We start from the raw sequence: 16,636 nt of genomic DNA, 5'->3' as shown, positions 1-16,636 counted from the left end.
CATGTTGGATCTGGTCAGTGATCAGGGCGTAACCGTTCACGAACCCCAACCGGACAATAGCCCGCTGGCCGTGCGCGGGCTGACCGTTTCCTATGGCCAGAAACCGGCAGTGTTTTCGGTCGACATGACGGTACAGCCCGGGGCCATGACCGCGATCATCGGGCCGAACGGGGCTGGCAAGTCAACGCTGCTCAAGGCGGCATTGGGGATCGTGAAACCCCTGTCAGGGCAGGTGAGCGTTTTTGGCCAACCACTTGAAGATCAACGGGCCCGTATCGCCTATGTGCCACAACGCGCAAGCGTCGATTGGGATTTCCCGACCCGGGTGATTGATGTGGTGCTGATGGGCCTGTCACGTCAACTTGGGCTTTTGGGTCGAATTCGCGCGAGGCATATGTCGCGCGCCATGGATTGCCTGAACAGGGTCGGCATGCGCGATTTCTCCGACCGTCAGATCGGGCAATTGTCCGGCGGACAGCAACAGAGGGTCTTTCTGGCCCGTGCCTTGGCGCAGGATGCCGACCTCTATTTGCTGGACGAGCCCTTTGCCGGCGTCGATGCCGCCACCGAAAAGGCGATCATCGCGGTTCTGAAAGGGTTGAAACAGGCAGGCAAGACCGTTGTCGTCGTGCATCACGATCTGGCCACCGTTGCCGACTATTTCGACAATGTGTTTCTGATCAACACCCGCAAAGTAGCCGAAGGCCCGGTCGCCACGGCCTTTACGGCAGAAACCCTGCAATTGGCTTACGGAGGCCGTCTGGCCACAGCCCAGATCGACCAGATCTCGCGCGCGCTGGGGTAACCCATGCTTTGGGACGCGCTTGCCCTTCAGCTTGGATATAACGCCACGCTGGTCGCTATCGGGGCGACCTTGCTGGGCGTTTCTGCGGGAGTCACAGGGACGTTTCTGTTCTTGCGAAAACGTGCTTTGGTCAGCGATGCGATCAGCCACGCCACTTTGCCCGGCGTCTGCCTTGCCTTCATGGTTTTGGTGGCGTTGGGGGGCGACGGACGTAACCTGGTCGGGTTGCTTTTGGGTTCTGCGCTGTCTGCCTGGGCCGGTTTGCTATGCATGACCTGGTTGACCCGGCACACAAGGCTGGCCGAGGACGCCGCAATTGGCGCAGTGCTGTCGGTGTTCTTCGGGTTCGGTATCGTGCTGCTGACTGTCATTCAGACCATGGGCGTTGGCCGTCAGGCCGGGTTGGAGGGGTTCCTGCTGGGCTCGACCGCAGGCATGCTTTGGGCAGATGCGCTGATCATCGCGCTGGGTGGCGCGGCCACGCTGTTGCTGGTTCTGGTGATCCGCCGTCCGATGTTGATGGTGGCGTTCGACCCTGAATATGCCGCCGCCCAGGGCGTGCAGGTACACCGCGTCGATCTGGCGATGATGGGGCTGGTGATGGCAGTCACGGTGGTTGGCCTGAAAATCGTTGGTCTGATCCTGATCGTTGCTCTGCTGATTATACCGCCGGTAACCGCGCGGTTCTGGTCCGAACGATCGGACCGGGTGGCCCTGCTGGCGGGACTGGCCGGAGGGTTGGCTGGGTATCTTGGCGCTGCCGTCTCTGCTTCAGCCCCGAACCTGCCGACGGGGCCGATAATCGTTCTGGTCAGTTTCGGATTTTTTGCCCTGTCGCTGCTTTTGGCTCCGGTGCGGGGCGTGCTGGCTGCCGTATTGCGTCATCTGAGGTTCCAGCGCCGGGTGCATATCCGCCAGGGGCTTCTGGCGCTGGCACAGGATCAGACGATATACGAGCCCCTAACCCTGCGTCTGCTGCGCCGCGCAGGCCTGCTGCGTGCGGACGGCGTGCCGACCGACGCGGGCCGGGCACGCGCGGCCAAGGCCCTGCGCGACGAAAAACGATGGGCGATCGTGCGCGCCGATCAGACGCATGAGGCGACAGCCGCGCTCTATGACGGTTTGCGTGACATCGAAACCGTTCTTACCCAGGATCAGATCGACGAGATCGACCGCCGCATCGGTGGACCGCAGGAGGTGCGTCCATGAGCGGAGCCGAGTTTGTCCCGCTGTCCCTGACGCCGCTGCTGATCGGTACCTTTGCAGCCATCGCCTGCGCCTTGCCCGGCAATTTTCTGGTTCTGCGCAAACAGGCGCTGATCGGGGACGCCATCAGCCATGTGGTTTTGCCCGGCATCGTCGTTGCGTTTCTGCTGACCGGCACGATCTCGACCTGGCCGATGATGCTGGGGGCCGCCGGGGCCGCCATTGTCGCCGTAGCGATGATCGAAGCGATCCGGCGTCTGGGTCGGATCGAACCGGGCGCTGCGATGGGGGTGGTGTTCACCACGATGTTTGCGGCGGGCGTCTTACTGCTTGAACAGACCGATACGTCGACCGTGCATCTTGACGTGGAACACGCGCTGTACGGAAACTTGGAAAGTCTGATCTGGCTGGATGCCTCCGGCTGGTCCTCGTTGCTGGATGCACAGGCGCTGTCGGGACTGCCGCCCGAATTACCGCGCATCGCCCTGACTCTGCTCGGCGTATCTCTGTTCACATGGCTGTTCTGGCGGCCACTCAAGATTTCCACCTTTGACGAAGGGTTTGCGCGCACCATCGGAATCCGCACCGGCGTGCTTGGTTTGGGGCTGGTGATGACAGCTGCTATCGCCGCTGTCGCGGCGTTTGACGCAGTGGGTTCGATCATCGTGATCGCGATGTTCATTTGCCCGCCCGCTGCGGCGCGGATGATGACGAACCGGTTGGAAACCCAGATCACGTGGAGCGTTGTTTTTGCCACAACGTCGGCAGTGTCCGGCTATGTTCTGGCCGGGTACGGGCCAATCTGGCTGGGTGGCGCCGCTGCAGTCAGCGCCGCAGGGATGATCGCCACGATGTCGGGCCTGATTCTTGCGCTGACGGCCAGGTTCGGACCTTGCCGAACCCGTGGAGGCGCCCCGGCGGCCGCTTGATTTGGCGTATTCACGCCAATGGGTTCCGCAGGGTTTCGGCTGATCTTCGCCAAACGGAAACAATCATGCATTCTTAATAAGATTTATGCGCAAACACGTGTTAACCGTCATTCAATTGTTAACAGGATGACCACCACTCACCTTGGATTGTCCGGCCGCTTATGCTCATGATCGCTTCCCCCTTGTCGACATGAGCCCAGCGGCCGGACATCTCGATTCTTGAGGGCAAGCTACGCTCTATTTGGTGGCAGAATCGGACTGGGCTATGCTAGGTATGGGGGTATGGCGCAGGCAAACCCCAATATCAGCGATACCCGTCCCGTAATTCGACAGCTGGACGATTCGGCGATCAACCGTATCGCCGCAGGTGAAGTGGTCGAGCGTCCGGCCTCTGCCGTCAAGGAATTGGTCGAAAACGCCATCGATGCCGGTGCAAGCCGGATCGCGATTGATATCGCCGACGGGGGCAAGACTCTGATTCGTGTCACCGACAATGGCTGTGGCATTGCGGCATCGGATTTGCCGCTGGCCCTGTCGCGTCACGCCACCTCGAAAATCGACGGTTCGGACCTGTTGAACATTCACACCTTCGGGTTCCGGGGTGAGGCTCTGCCGTCGTTGGGCGCGGTCGGGCGGTTGACCATCACCAGCCGGGTCCCGGGGGCCGAGACGGCCCAGATCCACGTGTCAGGCGGCAAGATGGAGGCGGTGAAACCCGCAGCCCTGCGCGCAGGCACGGTGGTCGAGCTGCGCGATCTGTTCTTTGCCACGCCAGCGCGGCTGAAATTCATGCGCACCGACCGGGCCGAGGCGCAGGCGATAGGTGACACGGTCAAACGTCTGGCCATGGCGGAACCGGCGATCACCTTCACGCTGCGCGATGTCTCGGGCGGGGGTGAAGGGCGCGTGACCTTCCGTGCCGACCGCGAAAACGGTGATCTGTTTGACGCGCTGCACGCCCGTCTGGCCCGGGTGATCGGGCGCGAGTTTGCCGAAAACGCATTGCAGATTGATGCCACGCGTGAGGGTATCCGCCTCTATGGCTATGCTGCGCTGCCGACCTATTCGCGGGGGGCTGCGGTGGCGCAGTACCTGTTCGTCAATGGCCGTCCCGTGCGTGACAAGATGCTGACCGGGGCGCTGCGGGCGGCCTATTTCGATTTCCTCAGCCGCGACCGGCACCCGGCGGCGGCTCTGTTCGTCGATTGCGATCCGACGCTTGTGGATGTGAATGTGCATCCGGCAAAATCCGAGGTCCGGTTCCGCGACCCTGGGGTGGCGCGTGGATTGATCGTCTCGGCGCTTCGGCACGCGCTGGCCGAGGCTGGTCATCGGGCGTCTTCAACCGTGGCCAACGCGACGCTGGGCGCGATGCGGCCAGAGCCCGCACAACCTGCCCCGGCGCGGGTCTACCAAATGGACCGGCCCTCACCTGCTGCGCGACAGGCAGCCTATCAGGCACAGTCCCCGGGATTTGCGGAATTGTCGCAGGATTACAGCGGTCGCATTGTGGAACCCGCCGCTGCTGTTGCCGACGAACCTCCGGTGCAGGATTTACCCTTGGGGACTGCGCGGGGGCAGGTGCATGAGAATTACATCATCGCCCAAACCGCCGATGGAATGGTGATCGTGGATCAGCATGCGGCGCATGAGCGGTTGGTTTATGAAAAGCTGAAAACCCAGATGGCCGAAAACGGAGTCGCCGCACAGGCCTTGCTGATCCCCGAGATCATCGAATTGTCCGAAGGCGATTGCGCGCGCCTGCTGGCGGTGGCGAACGACCTGTCGCGCCTTGGTCTAACGCTGGAACCCTTTGGCGGCGGGGCCATCGCCGTGCGCGAAACCCCGGCCATTCTGGGCGAGGTCGACGCGCGGGCCATGATCCTCGATATTCTCGACGAACTGGCTGATCAGGGCGATAGCCAGACCGTACAGGCACGGATCGAAGCGATCCTCAGCCGGGTGGCCTGCCATGGTTCGGTGCGGTCTGGCCGCCGGATGCGGGCCGAGGAAATGAACGCCCTGTTGCGTGAGATGGAGGCGACGCCTCATTCCGGGCAATGCAACCACGGGCGCCCGACATATGTGGAACTGAAACTGGCCGATATTGAACGTCTGTTCGGGCGGAGTTGATCCCCTTGCGCGCAGGCGCTATGAAGAATAAAACAAGAACATTCGAGGCGACATGATCGAGATTGCTGGCACCGAATATGCGTTGAGTGACCCTGTGGTTCTGACCGTGGGCGGCGTGGTCGCGTTGATCCTGTTGCTGCTGTTTTTGTCTTTGCGCGCGGCGCAGCGCTCTGCCCGAATGGCGGAACCTTTGGCCCGTCAGATGGCGCATCTTGGCCAGCATGTGCAGCAATTGGGGCAGGGGCAGGAACAGCTGCGCGGCGGATTGCAACACGTCTCGGACACGCAGGCCAATGCGCAGGTGCAGGTGATCCAGACGGTTGAATCCCGCCTGTCCTCGGTCCAGCAACAGATGAATGACCGGCTGGCGGATAACGCGATGAAATCGGCACGTGCGCTGGCCGAGATGCAGGAACGGATGAAGGAATCGCTGCACGGCTCGTCGAAACAGACCGCGACCTCGCTGACGCAATTGCAGGAACGTCTGGCGGCCATCGACAAGGCGCAAGACAATATTACCAAGCTGTCCGGCGACGTGCTGTCGTTGCAGGATATCCTGTCGAACAAGCAGACGCGCGGGGCGTTTGGTGAGATTCAGCTGAACGATATCGTGTCCAAAGCTCTGCCCTCGGACAGCTTTCAGCTGCAGGCGACGCTGTCGAATGGGCGACGGGCGGATTGTCTGATCAACCTGCCGAACCCTCCTGGGCCCATCGTGATCGACAGCAAGTTCCCTTTGGAAGCATACGAGGCGCTGATCGCCTCGACCAATGATACAGAACTGAAAGCGGCGGTGCAGATGTTCCGCAGCACCGTGCGCAAGCACATCACAGATATTTCCGACAAATACATTCTGGACGGTGAGACCGCCGATGGGGCACTGATGTTCCTGCCCTCCGAGGCGGTCTATGCCGAATTGCACGCCAAGTTCCCCGAACTGGTGCAGGAAAGTTTCGGCAAGCGCGTCTGGATCGTCTCGCCCACCACCTGCATGGCAACGCTGAACACGATGCGTGCAATCCTCAAGGACGCAAGGATGCGCGAACAGGCAGGTGCAATCCGCAAGGAATTGGGGATGCTGCACAAGGATGTGGAGCGGCTGGGCGACCGGGTGACCAATCTGGACCGCCATTTCGGGCAGGCGGCCAAGGACATTTCCGAGATCAAGATCAGCGCCGAAAAAGCCGGGCGTCGCGCGCAGCGGCTGGACAATTTCGATTTCGAAGAACTGGCCCCCGATGATCACACGAATGTGGTTCCATTGGGCAAGTCCGAAGGCTAGGCACTACTGGATCGAGAGGTCCAGATTGTAGCCAAATGTCTTACCGGTATCGCGGTCATTGCCCATCAGGTAGACGCGGATCGTATAATCTCCGTCCTCGGGCAGATCGATCCGCGCAGTGTTTCCGTCCATTGAGCCGTTGTAGATCGCAGCACCGTCGCTGCCGGGTGGTAGAATGTTGAAATAGATCACACCGTTGCCGTTGGTATCGCTGACCTTGAGCTCTGCAAACATCTCCTGCCCGGCTTTCGCACCCAGTATGTAGTCGAAGTATTCGTTGCCTGTAACGGCCCCGTTTACCATCGTACCGAAATTGCCCGGTTGGAACTTAACATCGGCCGTCATTTGCGCCGACGCGACCGAAGCCGACCCTAACAGTGTCAAGGAAAGCGCAATTGCTTTGATCATCGTGGCGTTCCTTTTCTTCTTATCCGCGCCGCAGGAATTGGAGATCCGAATATCAGATACGCAGGAACGGCTGGAACAGGCGGGGCATCAGCTTACCGAATTTCAGCGGCGCGTCCGTGACCGCAAGACAGATGCAGTCTTCGGTGATGTCGGCGGTCGGCGTATGGTGCAGGCTCTCATCCGCGATCTCGACATCGCCCCGGGCGAAATGATCGACCTCGTCCGAAAAGGCACCTTTCAGGACCATGGTCAGTTCGATGCCCTTGTGGCTGTGATCCGGAACCGCTGTACCTGCAGGGATGAACAGCAGCCGTGCGGTGGCCTCGCGCGTGGTCGGCAGGATCGCCTGTTTCACACCCATGCCGATGGGTTTCCAACGGATCGCATTGACGTCACCGCCGACATAATCCTGCAACGGGGCGGGCAGGACCGAACAGGTAGGCCGCGCGGGCTTGGGTGTCGGCGCGCCCTGCGCGATCAGGGCCATCGTATCCGCCAACGCACCATCATCCATTGCGACAGACTGTTCTTCAAGCACGTGTCCGCCCACGGCCTCAAAGCTTTCGGCACGCGCCCGGCAATGGTCGCAGAGCGACAGATGTGTGGCGACCATCAGGTCGAACGCCTCGGGCAGAGTCCCTGCGGCATAGGCCATCAGCAACTCGTCCGTCAGGTGGTGTTTTATATCCTTGCTCATATTGTTCATCTCAGTTCATCGCATGGCGCAGGCGGTCCAGCGCCAGCCGTATCCGTGATTTGATCGTGCCCAGCGGCAATCCGGTCTGAGATGCAATCTCTCGATGGCTCAGATCTCCGAAATACGCCTTCTCGATCAGCTGTCTCTGCGCTTCGGGCAACGCCGTCATGGCGTCGCGCAATTGCGCGGTTTCCTGTTGTAACGCGATCACATCCGCCTGTTCAGGCTCTGCCTCCGGTCCCCAGCCTAGCTCTTCGGGTTCGGGACGGCGCTGCTTGCGCAGGACGTCGATGCGCTTGTTGCGGGCAATAGTGAACACCCAAGTGGCCACAGTGGCCCGGGTCGGATCGAACAGATGGGCCTTGTGCCACAAGGTCGCCATCACCTCTTGCGCGCATTCCTCGGCGGTTGTCGCGTCCGAGCCCGACTTGATCAGGAACGCTTTGACGCGGGGCGCGAAATGCCGGAAGAGCTCGGCAAACGCCGCCTGATCCTTGTCATCGCGAATGCGCCTTATGTGCAGCACCCATTCCTGGCGGGTATCGCTGTGCTTCGATCCGTTCACCGATTTGCCCCTGACGCGTTTGCGCACACCCCGCACTGCCACCGCATCGGCATCAGCCAATGGCGCGTCCAGGATCGCACTGTCAGTCTCGGTAAACATGTCCACATTACGTGGCTCTCCCCAGGCTGGATCACTTTTTTGGATCGTTTTAATCCAGATTTCGCTAAATATCGTAATGCGGGTCAGAAGATTGCAAGGAAAATCATTCCTCGTGAACAGTTTACGGGCAAAGCAGCAGGGCATGAACGCAGTGGATCATATTGCAGGGCATACCTATCACGGGCGAAAGGGCGCGATCGAAAACGCCTTTCGCTATTCCGTGGACTACATTCTGTTCGACCCCGAGGCAAAGCCCGAAACACCGCTGCTGTTCTCATTTGATCGACCCAATGTCACCAATTGGCGGGATCGCGATCATGGCGGCGTGCCGGGCAAAGGTACCGGCGCTGCCTGGTTGCGTGCGAGGTTTGACGAAATGGCGTTTCCGCAACCCACCCGCATCACACTACTGACGCAGCCGCGCGTTCTGGGCCACGTGTTCAACCCTGTCAGTTTCTGGTTCTGTTTCGATAAGGCCGACCGGCTTTATGCGGTGGTGGCCGAGGTGACAAACACATATGGCACGCGGCACAGCTATCTGTGTCACAAGCCCGACCTGTCAGAAATCGAGCCCACGGATCGCATTGTTGCCGATAAGCAGATGCATGTGTCACCGTTTCAGAAGATCGAAGGGACATATACGTTCCGCTTCGATTACCGCGCCGACCGGGTGGGTGTCTGGATCGACTACACACGGGAACAGGGCGGCTTGATCGCAACCCTGACCGGATCACGACAAAAGCTGACCAACCGTGCAATCCTTTGGGCGCTGATCCGGCGCCCCTTTGGGGCACGCCGCGCCTTTGCCCTGATCGTGTGGCAGGCGCTGAAACTCTGGGCGAAGAAGGCCCGTTTTGTCCCGTTCCGCTCGGTGCCTGTTCCGCCTCAACCCGTATCTCGCTCACACCAGCGGTGACCAGCGGGTTTGCGTAAGATCAAAGACGGCGCTGTTTCGGGATGCTTTGGATAGGTCAAAGCCGCGAACGCAAGGAGTTGGTCATATGCTGGAGATTTCGCCAAGAAAAGTTGCTCAGGTTGCCATGATGGGGCGTGAACTGCACCGGGCCGAGGGCGAAATGCGCGCCTTTGTCGACCGGATGAGCGAGGACGAACAGGCCGAACTGGTGGCGATCATGTGGATCGGGCGCGAGAGCTTTTTTGCCGAGGACCTGGCCGATGCCGTCGCCACCGCCAAGGCCGAAGCCTCGACCCCCTGCGCCGACTATCTGATCGGCACCCCGCACATGTCTGACCATCTGGAAAATGGTCTCGATGCATTGGGAATATCGGCCGAAGATGTCGAAAATGATCTGATGTAGCGGTTCTCCGCCCGGCCGTCCAAGATTAACAGACGTTAATTTCGGGATGTGGCAAGCTTAATGCAACGCTCCTTTATCTGAACTGTGACGACAAAACCCAGTCAGACCAGGAGGAGAATGCAATGCAGAATGTCAGTACAGTACGCCCACAAAACGGCATGTTCGCCGGGCTGTTCGCCGACTACGCCGAGGCGCGGGTCGAGCAATTTCGACGCAAGCACTTTGCCCATACCGTACGCGAGCTTGAACGCCTGAATGACACGCAACTGGCAGATATCGGCGTGCCTCGAGATCAGATCAAACGGCGCGCTTACGACAGCGTCTATCACCAGAAACCATACCGGCACTGATCGGTCGGTGCGCGTCTGGAAATGAAGTTTTGCGAAAGGTAGCCCGATGTTTGATGAAGTCCCGATGAACGAGCAGGACCCGATGGCCAGTTCCTTGCTGCTGTTTGACCGTGCAATGCGGATCCGTGTGATCAAGGATGATATCGTCCGCGCCGCACAGCAACTCGACGGCCTGAACGACAGGCAGCTGGCCGAGATCGGAGTCAACCGCAGCGATATCGAAGATACGATCCGAAGGTATATCTGAATGGACGTATCCAACTACGCTCGAGTCTGAAGGCCATTCCGAGTTGTCGGTGTGGCCTTTTTTAATCATCGGTTTATTGAGGTTTTGGTCGCGGTGATTGGCATGGACAGAACCGGGTGAATCGCCCATGCGTTGGGGGCCGATTTACTTTTGGTTGATTGAATGAACTCAGATACACTTGCTGATCCGCCCAAACGCAAATCGATACTTGCCCGGCTGCTGACCGGTCTTGTGCTGGTGGCCATCGGCGCGGTTATGATCTTGGGCCGTGAGCACCAAGATCTGGTTGAGACCTGCAACTTTGGTGTGGCGGACCCGGCTGAGAAACTTGCCGCTTGCGACACGTTGTTGAAATGGACGGCGTATAAACCATCGACGCGGTCGTTGATCCATCGGCACAAGATACGGGTTCATATGTTGCAAGAGGATTGGGAGGCGGCGCTGGGCGAAGTGGATCTGGCGATTGCAGCCGATCCGGAAAGCCCTGTTCCGTGGCAGTGGAAGGCCAAGATATTTGTTGAGCTTGATGATTATCGGGCCGCTCTGCGGGCGATAGATGAGGCACTGACACTCGAACCGGACAATAAGCACTCTTTGCGAACCAAGTACAAGTTGCTGACCAAGCTTGGAGAGTTTGAGGATTTAGATGAACTTGTCAGTCAGGATTGGGCCAATGGCGGAAATGCAGATTGGCTTCCGCCTGGCGAACCTCAGAAAGTAACTTGGAACCCGTCTCAATTTCCCAAAAGCCGCGCAGTTTTTCTAGATTTAACTGTGAAGCTGAGGGACGAGCTATTAGATGACCTACACAATCCGAAACTTCGATGGAGATTTGGGTATCAGTGTATGATGTTGGCCGGTAGCTGTCCTCCATTGTTGCCTGAAAAACGACGGTCTTACCCAAACCTCGAATGCAATGATGTAATAGAAGACTATTCACGGGAAAGACCCGTTGAAGTTGAGCGTATTCTAAAGAAAACAGAATATCAGACGCTGCGTGATCTGTTCGATTCCGGCACTCAGCTTGCCACGCACCGAATCTCAGAGGAATATATTTGGACGTTTGAGCATTGGTTCGATCACACAGCCGATCAAACAATTTCATCTGATCTGGCCAGAAAGTTAATTCAAATTCACAAATTGTTTGACTGTGTATCTGGCGGAAAATTTGCCTATCTTGGAAAAACGGAAGAAGAAAAGGACGAATTGGAGCGGGAAGTAGAGAAATATTATAACATGGCGCTTCGCTTAAATTTGCTGGATCTGGCCCATGTCTATGCAAATTGAGTTTCGACCGGGCAAAGCCCGGTCGGCACCCTTATTCAAACCGTATGATCCACCACCTGCAAATGCTGCGCCAGCGTGTCGATCTGGGTCATCCAGCCCTGCACCAGTTTCGGATCGCTCGGCGCTGCGTGAACGCCCGCTGGGATGGCGCGGTTCAGGACGGCTTCGACGGCAAATGAGACGGGGACCGAGACCAGTCGCGCCATTGCGGTGCCGCGCTCGTCGCCCCAGGCGTCCATGACATAGGTCTTGTGCCAGACCGGGATGCCGTCTTTCTCGGCCTTCAGGCCAACGCAAAGAACCACGCGATCGGGTTCGCCTTCGTCATAGGCGTTCTCGGCCCAGAACTGATCGGACATCTCTTTCAGACGGGCGTCGCCTTCGGGGCCGGACAGTGTTTCGATCTCGGTGAAGACATCCGACCAGGCATCAGCCCAGCCGTTCAGGCGCAGGGTGCCGCGGACGAATTCCTTGACGGTCCAGTGATCCTCGAACTGGTACTCGGCCATGAAGGGCAACGAGTCGCGGTTGGGGTAGACTTCAAAGCTTTCGGGGGTGGGCAGCGGCGCGATATAGCTGCTGATTGCGTCCCACGGGCGGGCGACGTCCAGCGGAGCGTAGTCGCGGATCGATTTGGATGGCGAACGCAGGGCCTTGAGAACCCCTAGCGGCGACCAACTGAACTTGTAGCGGAATGGGTTGGGGTGCTTGGGGATGCCACCGCAGTAGGAGATGAAGCTCAGGTGGTTTTGCGCATCAAACGCGCCCGAGGCGCGGTAATCGGCGACCAGAGCGTGCGCCATCAAGTGGTCGATGCCCGGATCCAGTCCGACTTCGTTGACGAGCGCGACACCCGCGTCGCGCGCCTTGTCATCCAGCGCGCGCATTTCTGGTGCGATGTAGGACGACGAAACAAAGTTGGCCTGCTTTGAGATTGCCAGCTCTGCCAGCGGCACGTGCCAGTCGCCGGGCAGCATCGAGACGATCACGTCGCCCTGCTCCAACACCGCGCCAAGCGCGTCGATGTCAAAGGCGCGGATGTCGTCAGTCAGGTCTCCGACCTCGGCCTTGGCCTTGTCGATGGTCCGGTTCCAGACCGTGACTTTGTGCCCGCCTTCGATCAGGCGGCGCAGGCCGGGAATGGCCGACAGGCCGGTGCCACACCAATGAATCGTCATCGCTCAGATCCCTTCAATATGGGTTTTGTAGGTAGTTTCTGCCCGACTCCAGACACCGCTGTCCAGATCGGTCAGGGTCATAAGGGATGGCAGCAATTGAGCGGCATAGTCTTCCGAGCTTTCGACCGGCAGCATCGATGGCAGGTTGTCGATGGCCATAACGTCCATCACCGGGTCGATCGCCACGCGCAGCGCCGGGGCATCCCATGAGGTGGCGCGGTCATAGACCGGCACCGGGTTGTAGTCGCTGTCCGGGTCGCAGGCCACGTCGCCGATTGCCGTCAGCGTACGTGGTGCAGTCAGCGCCTCTTGCGGGACAAACACCGGCGTGCCGGGACGTGCGAAGATGCAGTTCAGGAACAGATCGTGGTCCAGAATCTCCGGGAACGGGCCACCGCTGGCGGTTTCGGCCATGTCCCATTTGGTGACGGAGACGCCCATCGCCTCGCACAGATCGGCCGCCCCGGTTCCCACGCGGCCCAAGGCGCCGATGACGATGGCGCGAGGGCGGTCCACCCCGGTCGCATCCAGCTCGTCCAGCAGTTCCGCGTTCAGAGCGTCTTTGCCTTCATAGACCCCAACCGCTGGGCATTCCTGACCCCGTTGCTGCGCCGCCCATGTCTTCAGCGTGACCGCCGCACCCGCATATCCGGCCCAATAGCCAAAGGCGGCAACCCGGCGACCATCCGCGTCCACCAGATACTCAAGATCATAAAGCGTGCCGCCCCCTGCCTTGAACCGCTGCAGCAGCGCGCGACCGGAATGCTGGCCCTTATAGGCATGGCCGAACATGATGTGGCGGTGGGGCAGGGGTGTGCCGTCCTCGGGCAATTCCTTGAGGCCAAAGATGATCGCATCCAGCGGGGCCTCGGGCCAGGAGTTTTCGGATGCAATCTCGCAACCTGCGTCCTTGTAACCCTTGGTTGGGATCGCCCGCACCGAGCTTTCCTCGACCGTCACCCGGATGCCTGCGGCGATCAGCATGGCCGCACCTTCAGGCGTCAAGCCAACCCGTTCCTCGTTCGGGCGCTGTTCTGCCCGGACCCAGAGATGTGTCATTTCAATTCCTTTAGTCAGAGCATTCCGGCGGCTCGGACCGCCTGAACGGAAGGGCGCGCCTCCATCGCGTCACGAAAGGCGAGAATCTTGGGAAAGGAACCGACATCGACACCGTCACCTTCCAGCCAGCTGCAAACCACATACAGATAGGCGTCGGCCAGCGAAAATGCCTCGCCCAGTACAAACGGCCCGCGCAGCCCGTTCGAAACGACATAGTCGCAGGATGCCGTCATTGTTTGGGGCACCTTGTCCTTCATGTCTTTCCAACTGGCCTTTTTGTCCGCCCAACGCGGCCCGCGCAGCCTGTGCGCGTGGTTCACATGCATGGTCGAGGCCAAGTAGTACATCACCTCGCGCATCCGGGCAGCCATGATCGGATCGGCGGGTACCAGCCCGGCCTGGGGCGCAACCGCCGCGATAAAATCCAGCAACGCGCCGGTTTCTGTCAGGATGCCGCCATCCACCGCCAATGCCGGAACCCGGCCCTTTGGATTAATCTGTTTGTAGGCGGGTTTGGTTTGCTCGCCCGAGGCAAAGTCCAGCTTGATCGCCTCGTATTCCAGCCCGGCCTCTTCCAACGCGATGGCAACTGCGACCGAGATTGTGCGGGGGGCATAGTAGAGCTGCATCATGTGTCTCCGATCCTGTTACAGATGGGTCTGCGCAAATTGCCGGTCCGGTGCTTCCAAATGCGGAACCGCATTGAAAAGAACCGGGCTCAGCTGCGCGCCAATCGGGTGCAGACGATGCATTGACGTGTTCATGATGGCAAGAGCCACCCTGGCCATGTTCGGTATGTCCAGACCCATCGCCTGTCGCACCACCATCGAAATCAGACCGCCCGAGGTCACAACGATCGCCGGCCCGCCCTCGGTTCCGATGTCGCGCAGTGCATCCCGGACGCGGGTTTCGAATTCGGCAAAGGTCTCAGGCGTGTTTTCAATCTCGCCATTGGCCCATGCGGCAAAGGTCCGGGGTAGATGCTCGACAAACCCCTCGCGGTCCGTGGGGACGGCAACGCCGTGCTGTTCCTGAAACAATTGCGCGATGGTGAAATATTCGATCTCGTTCAGCCGCGCGTCGCGGATCGGGTCACTCAACCCCATGCTGGCGGCGGTTTCGGCGTGGCGGGTCAGGGTGCCGCAATAGACCCTTGGATAGTGGCAGCGTGTATCCCGCAGATGCGTACCCAGCCAGCGCGCCTGCTGGTGGCCCAGATCGCTGAGCTTGTCGTAGTTAATCTCGTCCCGCGCCGCCGTGTTGGCCTGCCCGTGACGCACCAATGTGATATGCGACATGTCGGTTCCTCTTGCGCCGAAGTCTTAGGGCAGGTTCCGGGCAGGGGCCAGAGGGGTTTGTCCGGCGCCGCAAAAAATCCTCGCGCGGGGCAGGTATATGACTATGGTTGGGCGGGTAAATTCCCGGAGTTCCCCATGGCTGTCGATCCTGCGCGCTTTCTGACTGATCTTCACAAACTGCGTTCCTTTGGGGCATCCGGGGTCGGCAAGGGCGTCATTCGCCCGGCCTATTCCCAAGCGGACATTGCCGCGCGCAAATGGCTTGCCGAACGCATGGCCGAGGCTGGTTTGACACCGCATTTCGATCCGGTCGGCAATCTGTTCGGTTTGGCCCCGCGCACGTCCCTACTGATGGGATCGCATTCCGACAGCCAGCCGGAAGGGGGGTGGCTGGACGGCGCGCTGGGCGTGATCGCAGCGCTTGAGGTGGCGCGGGCCAGCAACGTGCCCATCTCGGTCGTGAGCTTTCAGGACGAAGAGGGCCGGTTCGGCGTGACGACCGGGTCCGCTGTCTGGTCCGGCGGGTTGCCGCTGGAACGGGCCGACACCCTGACGGACGCGTCGGGGACAAGCTTTGGCGATGCGCGATCCTCAATGGCTGACTTGACCGCCGAGTTTGTTGATCCGGCACGGTTTTCCGGCTTTATCGAGATGCATATCGAACAAGGGCCAACTTTGGACACCCATAACGAACAGATCGGCGTCGTGACGGATATCGTCGGCATTCGCGATATGGTCATCACCTTTGAGGGCCAGCAGAACCATGCCGGAACCACGCCCATGCATCTGCGTCGCGATGCGTTTCAGGCCGTTGCGCTGTACAACCACCGGATCAACGACCGGTTCCGCAACGTGGTCACGCCGCAAACGGTCTGGACCATCGGTCGGGTGGACCTGCACCCCAACGCCTCTTCCATCGTGCCCGGCCGAGCGCGGTTTTCCATGCAATGGCGGGATGGCGACGCGGACCGACTCGCGCGCATGGAAGAGATCATTCGCAACACTGCGCAAGAGGTATCAGAGGAACTGGGCCTGAACCTGGATTATGGCCCAATGCTCGGGCTCGAACCTGTTGCCATGGATGGCATTCTGCGCCGCGCCTTGCAGGTCGGGGCCGAAGAGGTCGCACCGGGGAAATGGCGGGACATGCCGTCCGGCGCGCTGCACGATGCCACCAATGTCTCGCGATTGATGCCTGTCGCGATGCTGTTTGTTCCGTCAATAAACGGGATCAGCCATGATTTCGCCGAAGACACTACAGAAGGCGATCTGGTCGCCGGCCTGCATGTGCTGGAACAGGCGGTTCGCACTTTGAGCGCGTAACGACAGGTATCTTGTGTTGCGTAACGGAAAAAAGTTTCCTAAAGGAAATATTGAAGCATGCAACCGCATACATCCAGTCGCGCGCTGCTGGCGTTCGCCAAAAAAGAAACTTCAAATGCGAGCGCGGCCTTGCTGCTGAAGCCGACGCATTCGAACGTTGCAAAATGAACCGGTTGCGTCAGACTGACGGCATAAGCGCGGAGCAATTGGAAAGAAACGGAACTTGCCATGACCGATACATTAAAACGCACTCCTCTTCATGCGCTGCACGTTGAGTTGGGGGGTAAGTTGGTTGATTTTGCGGGTTGGGAGATGCCTGTTCAGTATCCGTTGGGGATAATGGGAGAGCATAAGCAGTGTCGTGAGAAGGCGGCGGTGTTTGATGTGTCTCATATGGGTCAGGTGATTTTGCGGGGCGAGAATGTGGGTGAGAAGCTGGAAGCGCTTTGCC

18 protein-coding genes and 1 pseudogene are annotated in these 16,636 nt (G+C 59.6%); 12 read left to right on the top strand and 7 right to left on the bottom strand.

Annotated features, from left to right (window positions below; genetic code table 11):
- Position 1 precedes the first annotated feature (1 nt).
- The 5 genes from ACR0LX_RS21725 to ACR0LX_RS21705 all read left to right on the top strand — a co-directional run bounded on the left by ACR0LX_RS21725 (position 2) and on the right by ACR0LX_RS21705 (position 6,355).
- On the top strand, positions 2 to 805 hold the full coding sequence (locus tag ACR0LX_RS21725; protein WP_480577893.1) for a metal ABC transporter ATP-binding protein: 804 nt from the start codon (positions 2 to 4) through the stop codon (positions 803 to 805).
- Between the two features lie 3 nt (positions 806 to 808).
- Complete coding sequence (locus tag ACR0LX_RS21720; RefSeq protein WP_480785438.1) at positions 809 to 2,014, top strand: metal ABC transporter permease; 1,206 nt, start codon at positions 809 to 811, stop codon at positions 2,012 to 2,014.
- The gene (locus ACR0LX_RS21715; protein ID WP_480785437.1) at positions 2,011 to 2,940 is read left to right on the top strand and encodes a metal ABC transporter permease; all 930 of its coding nucleotides are present in this window, start codon (positions 2,011 to 2,013) and stop codon (positions 2,938 to 2,940) included. Before ACR0LX_RS21720 ends, ACR0LX_RS21715 begins: the two co-directional genes overlap by 4 nt.
- Positions 2,941 to 3,222: 282 nt before the next feature.
- Positions 3,223 to 5,073, top strand: coding sequence for a DNA mismatch repair endonuclease MutL (gene mutL, locus ACR0LX_RS21710; protein WP_480785436.1), 1,851 nt, complete (start codon positions 3,223 to 3,225; stop codon positions 5,071 to 5,073).
- A 52-nt stretch (positions 5,074 to 5,125) separates the two neighbouring features.
- The gene (locus tag ACR0LX_RS21705) at positions 5,126 to 6,355 is read left to right on the top strand and encodes a DNA recombination protein RmuC (RefSeq protein ID WP_480785435.1); all 1,230 of its coding nucleotides are present in this window, start codon (positions 5,126 to 5,128) and stop codon (positions 6,353 to 6,355) included.
- A 3-nt stretch (positions 6,356 to 6,358) separates the two neighbouring features.
- On the opposite strand, the gene ACR0LX_RS21700 is transcribed toward ACR0LX_RS21705, so the two are convergent.
- Genes ACR0LX_RS21700 through ACR0LX_RS21690 form a run of 3 tightly spaced genes read right to left on the bottom strand, consistent with a single transcriptional unit; the run spans position 6,359 to position 8,124 of the window.
- The gene (locus ACR0LX_RS21700; RefSeq protein ID WP_480785434.1) at positions 6,359 to 6,763 is read right to left on the bottom strand and encodes a hypothetical protein; all 405 of its coding nucleotides are present in this window, start codon (positions 6,761 to 6,763) and stop codon (positions 6,359 to 6,361) included.
- A gap of 52 nt (positions 6,764 to 6,815) precedes the next feature.
- Positions 6,816 to 7,460 carry a ChrR family anti-sigma-E factor gene (locus tag ACR0LX_RS21695; protein WP_480785433.1) on the bottom strand — a complete coding sequence of 215 codons (645 nt, stop codon included), beginning with the start codon at positions 7,458 to 7,460 and terminating at the stop codon, positions 6,816 to 6,818.
- Between the two features lie 10 nt (positions 7,461 to 7,470).
- Positions 7,471 to 8,124 carry a sigma-70 family RNA polymerase sigma factor gene (locus ACR0LX_RS21690; RefSeq protein WP_480785459.1) on the bottom strand — a complete coding sequence of 218 codons (654 nt, stop codon included), beginning with the start codon at positions 8,122 to 8,124 and terminating at the stop codon, positions 7,471 to 7,473.
- Positions 8,125 to 8,266: 142 nt separating this feature from the next.
- Here ACR0LX_RS21690 and ACR0LX_RS21685 point away from each other — a divergent pair, with 142 nt between their 5' ends.
- From ACR0LX_RS21685 to ACR0LX_RS21665, 5 genes are all read left to right on the top strand, one after another.
- Positions 8,267 to 9,040 carry a DUF1365 domain-containing protein gene (locus ACR0LX_RS21685; RefSeq protein ID WP_480785432.1) on the top strand — a complete coding sequence of 258 codons (774 nt, stop codon included), beginning with the start codon at positions 8,267 to 8,269 and terminating at the stop codon, positions 9,038 to 9,040.
- Between the two features lie 85 nt (positions 9,041 to 9,125).
- On the top strand, positions 9,126 to 9,443 hold the full coding sequence (locus tag ACR0LX_RS21680; RefSeq protein WP_480785431.1) for a DUF3775 domain-containing protein: 318 nt from the start codon (positions 9,126 to 9,128) through the stop codon (positions 9,441 to 9,443).
- A gap of 122 nt (positions 9,444 to 9,565) precedes the next feature.
- Positions 9,566 to 9,793 (top strand): YjiS-like domain-containing protein, encoded by a 228-nt coding sequence (locus ACR0LX_RS21675; RefSeq protein ID WP_480577865.1) that lies wholly within the window; start codon positions 9,566 to 9,568, stop codon positions 9,791 to 9,793.
- A gap of 46 nt (positions 9,794 to 9,839) precedes the next feature.
- Complete coding sequence (locus tag ACR0LX_RS21670; RefSeq protein ID WP_480785430.1) at positions 9,840 to 10,040, top strand: DUF1127 domain-containing protein; 201 nt, start codon at positions 9,840 to 9,842, stop codon at positions 10,038 to 10,040.
- A 162-nt stretch (positions 10,041 to 10,202) separates the two neighbouring features.
- Positions 10,203 to 11,327 (top strand): tetratricopeptide repeat protein, encoded by a 1,125-nt coding sequence (locus tag ACR0LX_RS21665; protein WP_480785429.1) that lies wholly within the window; start codon positions 10,203 to 10,205, stop codon positions 11,325 to 11,327.
- A gap of 35 nt (positions 11,328 to 11,362) precedes the next feature.
- On the opposite strand, the gene ACR0LX_RS21660 is transcribed toward ACR0LX_RS21665, so the two are convergent.
- Genes ACR0LX_RS21660 through ACR0LX_RS21645 form a run of 4 tightly spaced genes read right to left on the bottom strand, consistent with a single transcriptional unit; the run spans position 11,363 to position 14,862 of the window.
- Positions 11,363 to 12,505, bottom strand: coding sequence for a saccharopine dehydrogenase family protein (locus tag ACR0LX_RS21660; protein WP_480785428.1), 1,143 nt, complete (start codon positions 12,503 to 12,505; stop codon positions 11,363 to 11,365).
- 3 nt (positions 12,506 to 12,508) lie between these two features.
- Positions 12,509 to 13,564 (bottom strand): saccharopine dehydrogenase, encoded by a 1,056-nt coding sequence (locus tag ACR0LX_RS21655; RefSeq protein ID WP_480785427.1) that lies wholly within the window; start codon positions 13,562 to 13,564, stop codon positions 12,509 to 12,511.
- Between the two features lie 14 nt (positions 13,565 to 13,578).
- Positions 13,579 to 14,193, bottom strand: a complete 615-nt coding sequence (locus ACR0LX_RS21650; protein ID WP_480785426.1) for a glutathione S-transferase family protein — start codon at positions 14,191 to 14,193, stop codon at positions 13,579 to 13,581.
- 18 nt (positions 14,194 to 14,211) lie between these two features.
- Entirely contained in the window at positions 14,212 to 14,862 is a 651-nt protein-coding gene (locus ACR0LX_RS21645) for a histidine phosphatase family protein (RefSeq protein WP_480785425.1), read from the bottom strand.
- A gap of 135 nt (positions 14,863 to 14,997) precedes the next feature.
- On the opposite strand from ACR0LX_RS21645, the gene ACR0LX_RS21640 reads away from it, so the two are divergent.
- Positions 14,998 to 16,185, top strand: a complete 1,188-nt coding sequence (locus ACR0LX_RS21640) for a Zn-dependent hydrolase (RefSeq protein ID WP_480785424.1) — start codon at positions 14,998 to 15,000, stop codon at positions 16,183 to 16,185.
- Between the two features lie 228 nt (positions 16,186 to 16,413).
- Positions 16,414 to 16,636, top strand: a pseudogene (gene gcvT / locus ACR0LX_RS21635) (glycine cleavage system aminomethyltransferase GcvT); the annotation flags it as partial.

The organism is Ruegeria sp. CH11 (genome assembly GCF_056537105.1).
This window is presented reverse-complemented; position numbering and strand designations above follow the sequence as displayed.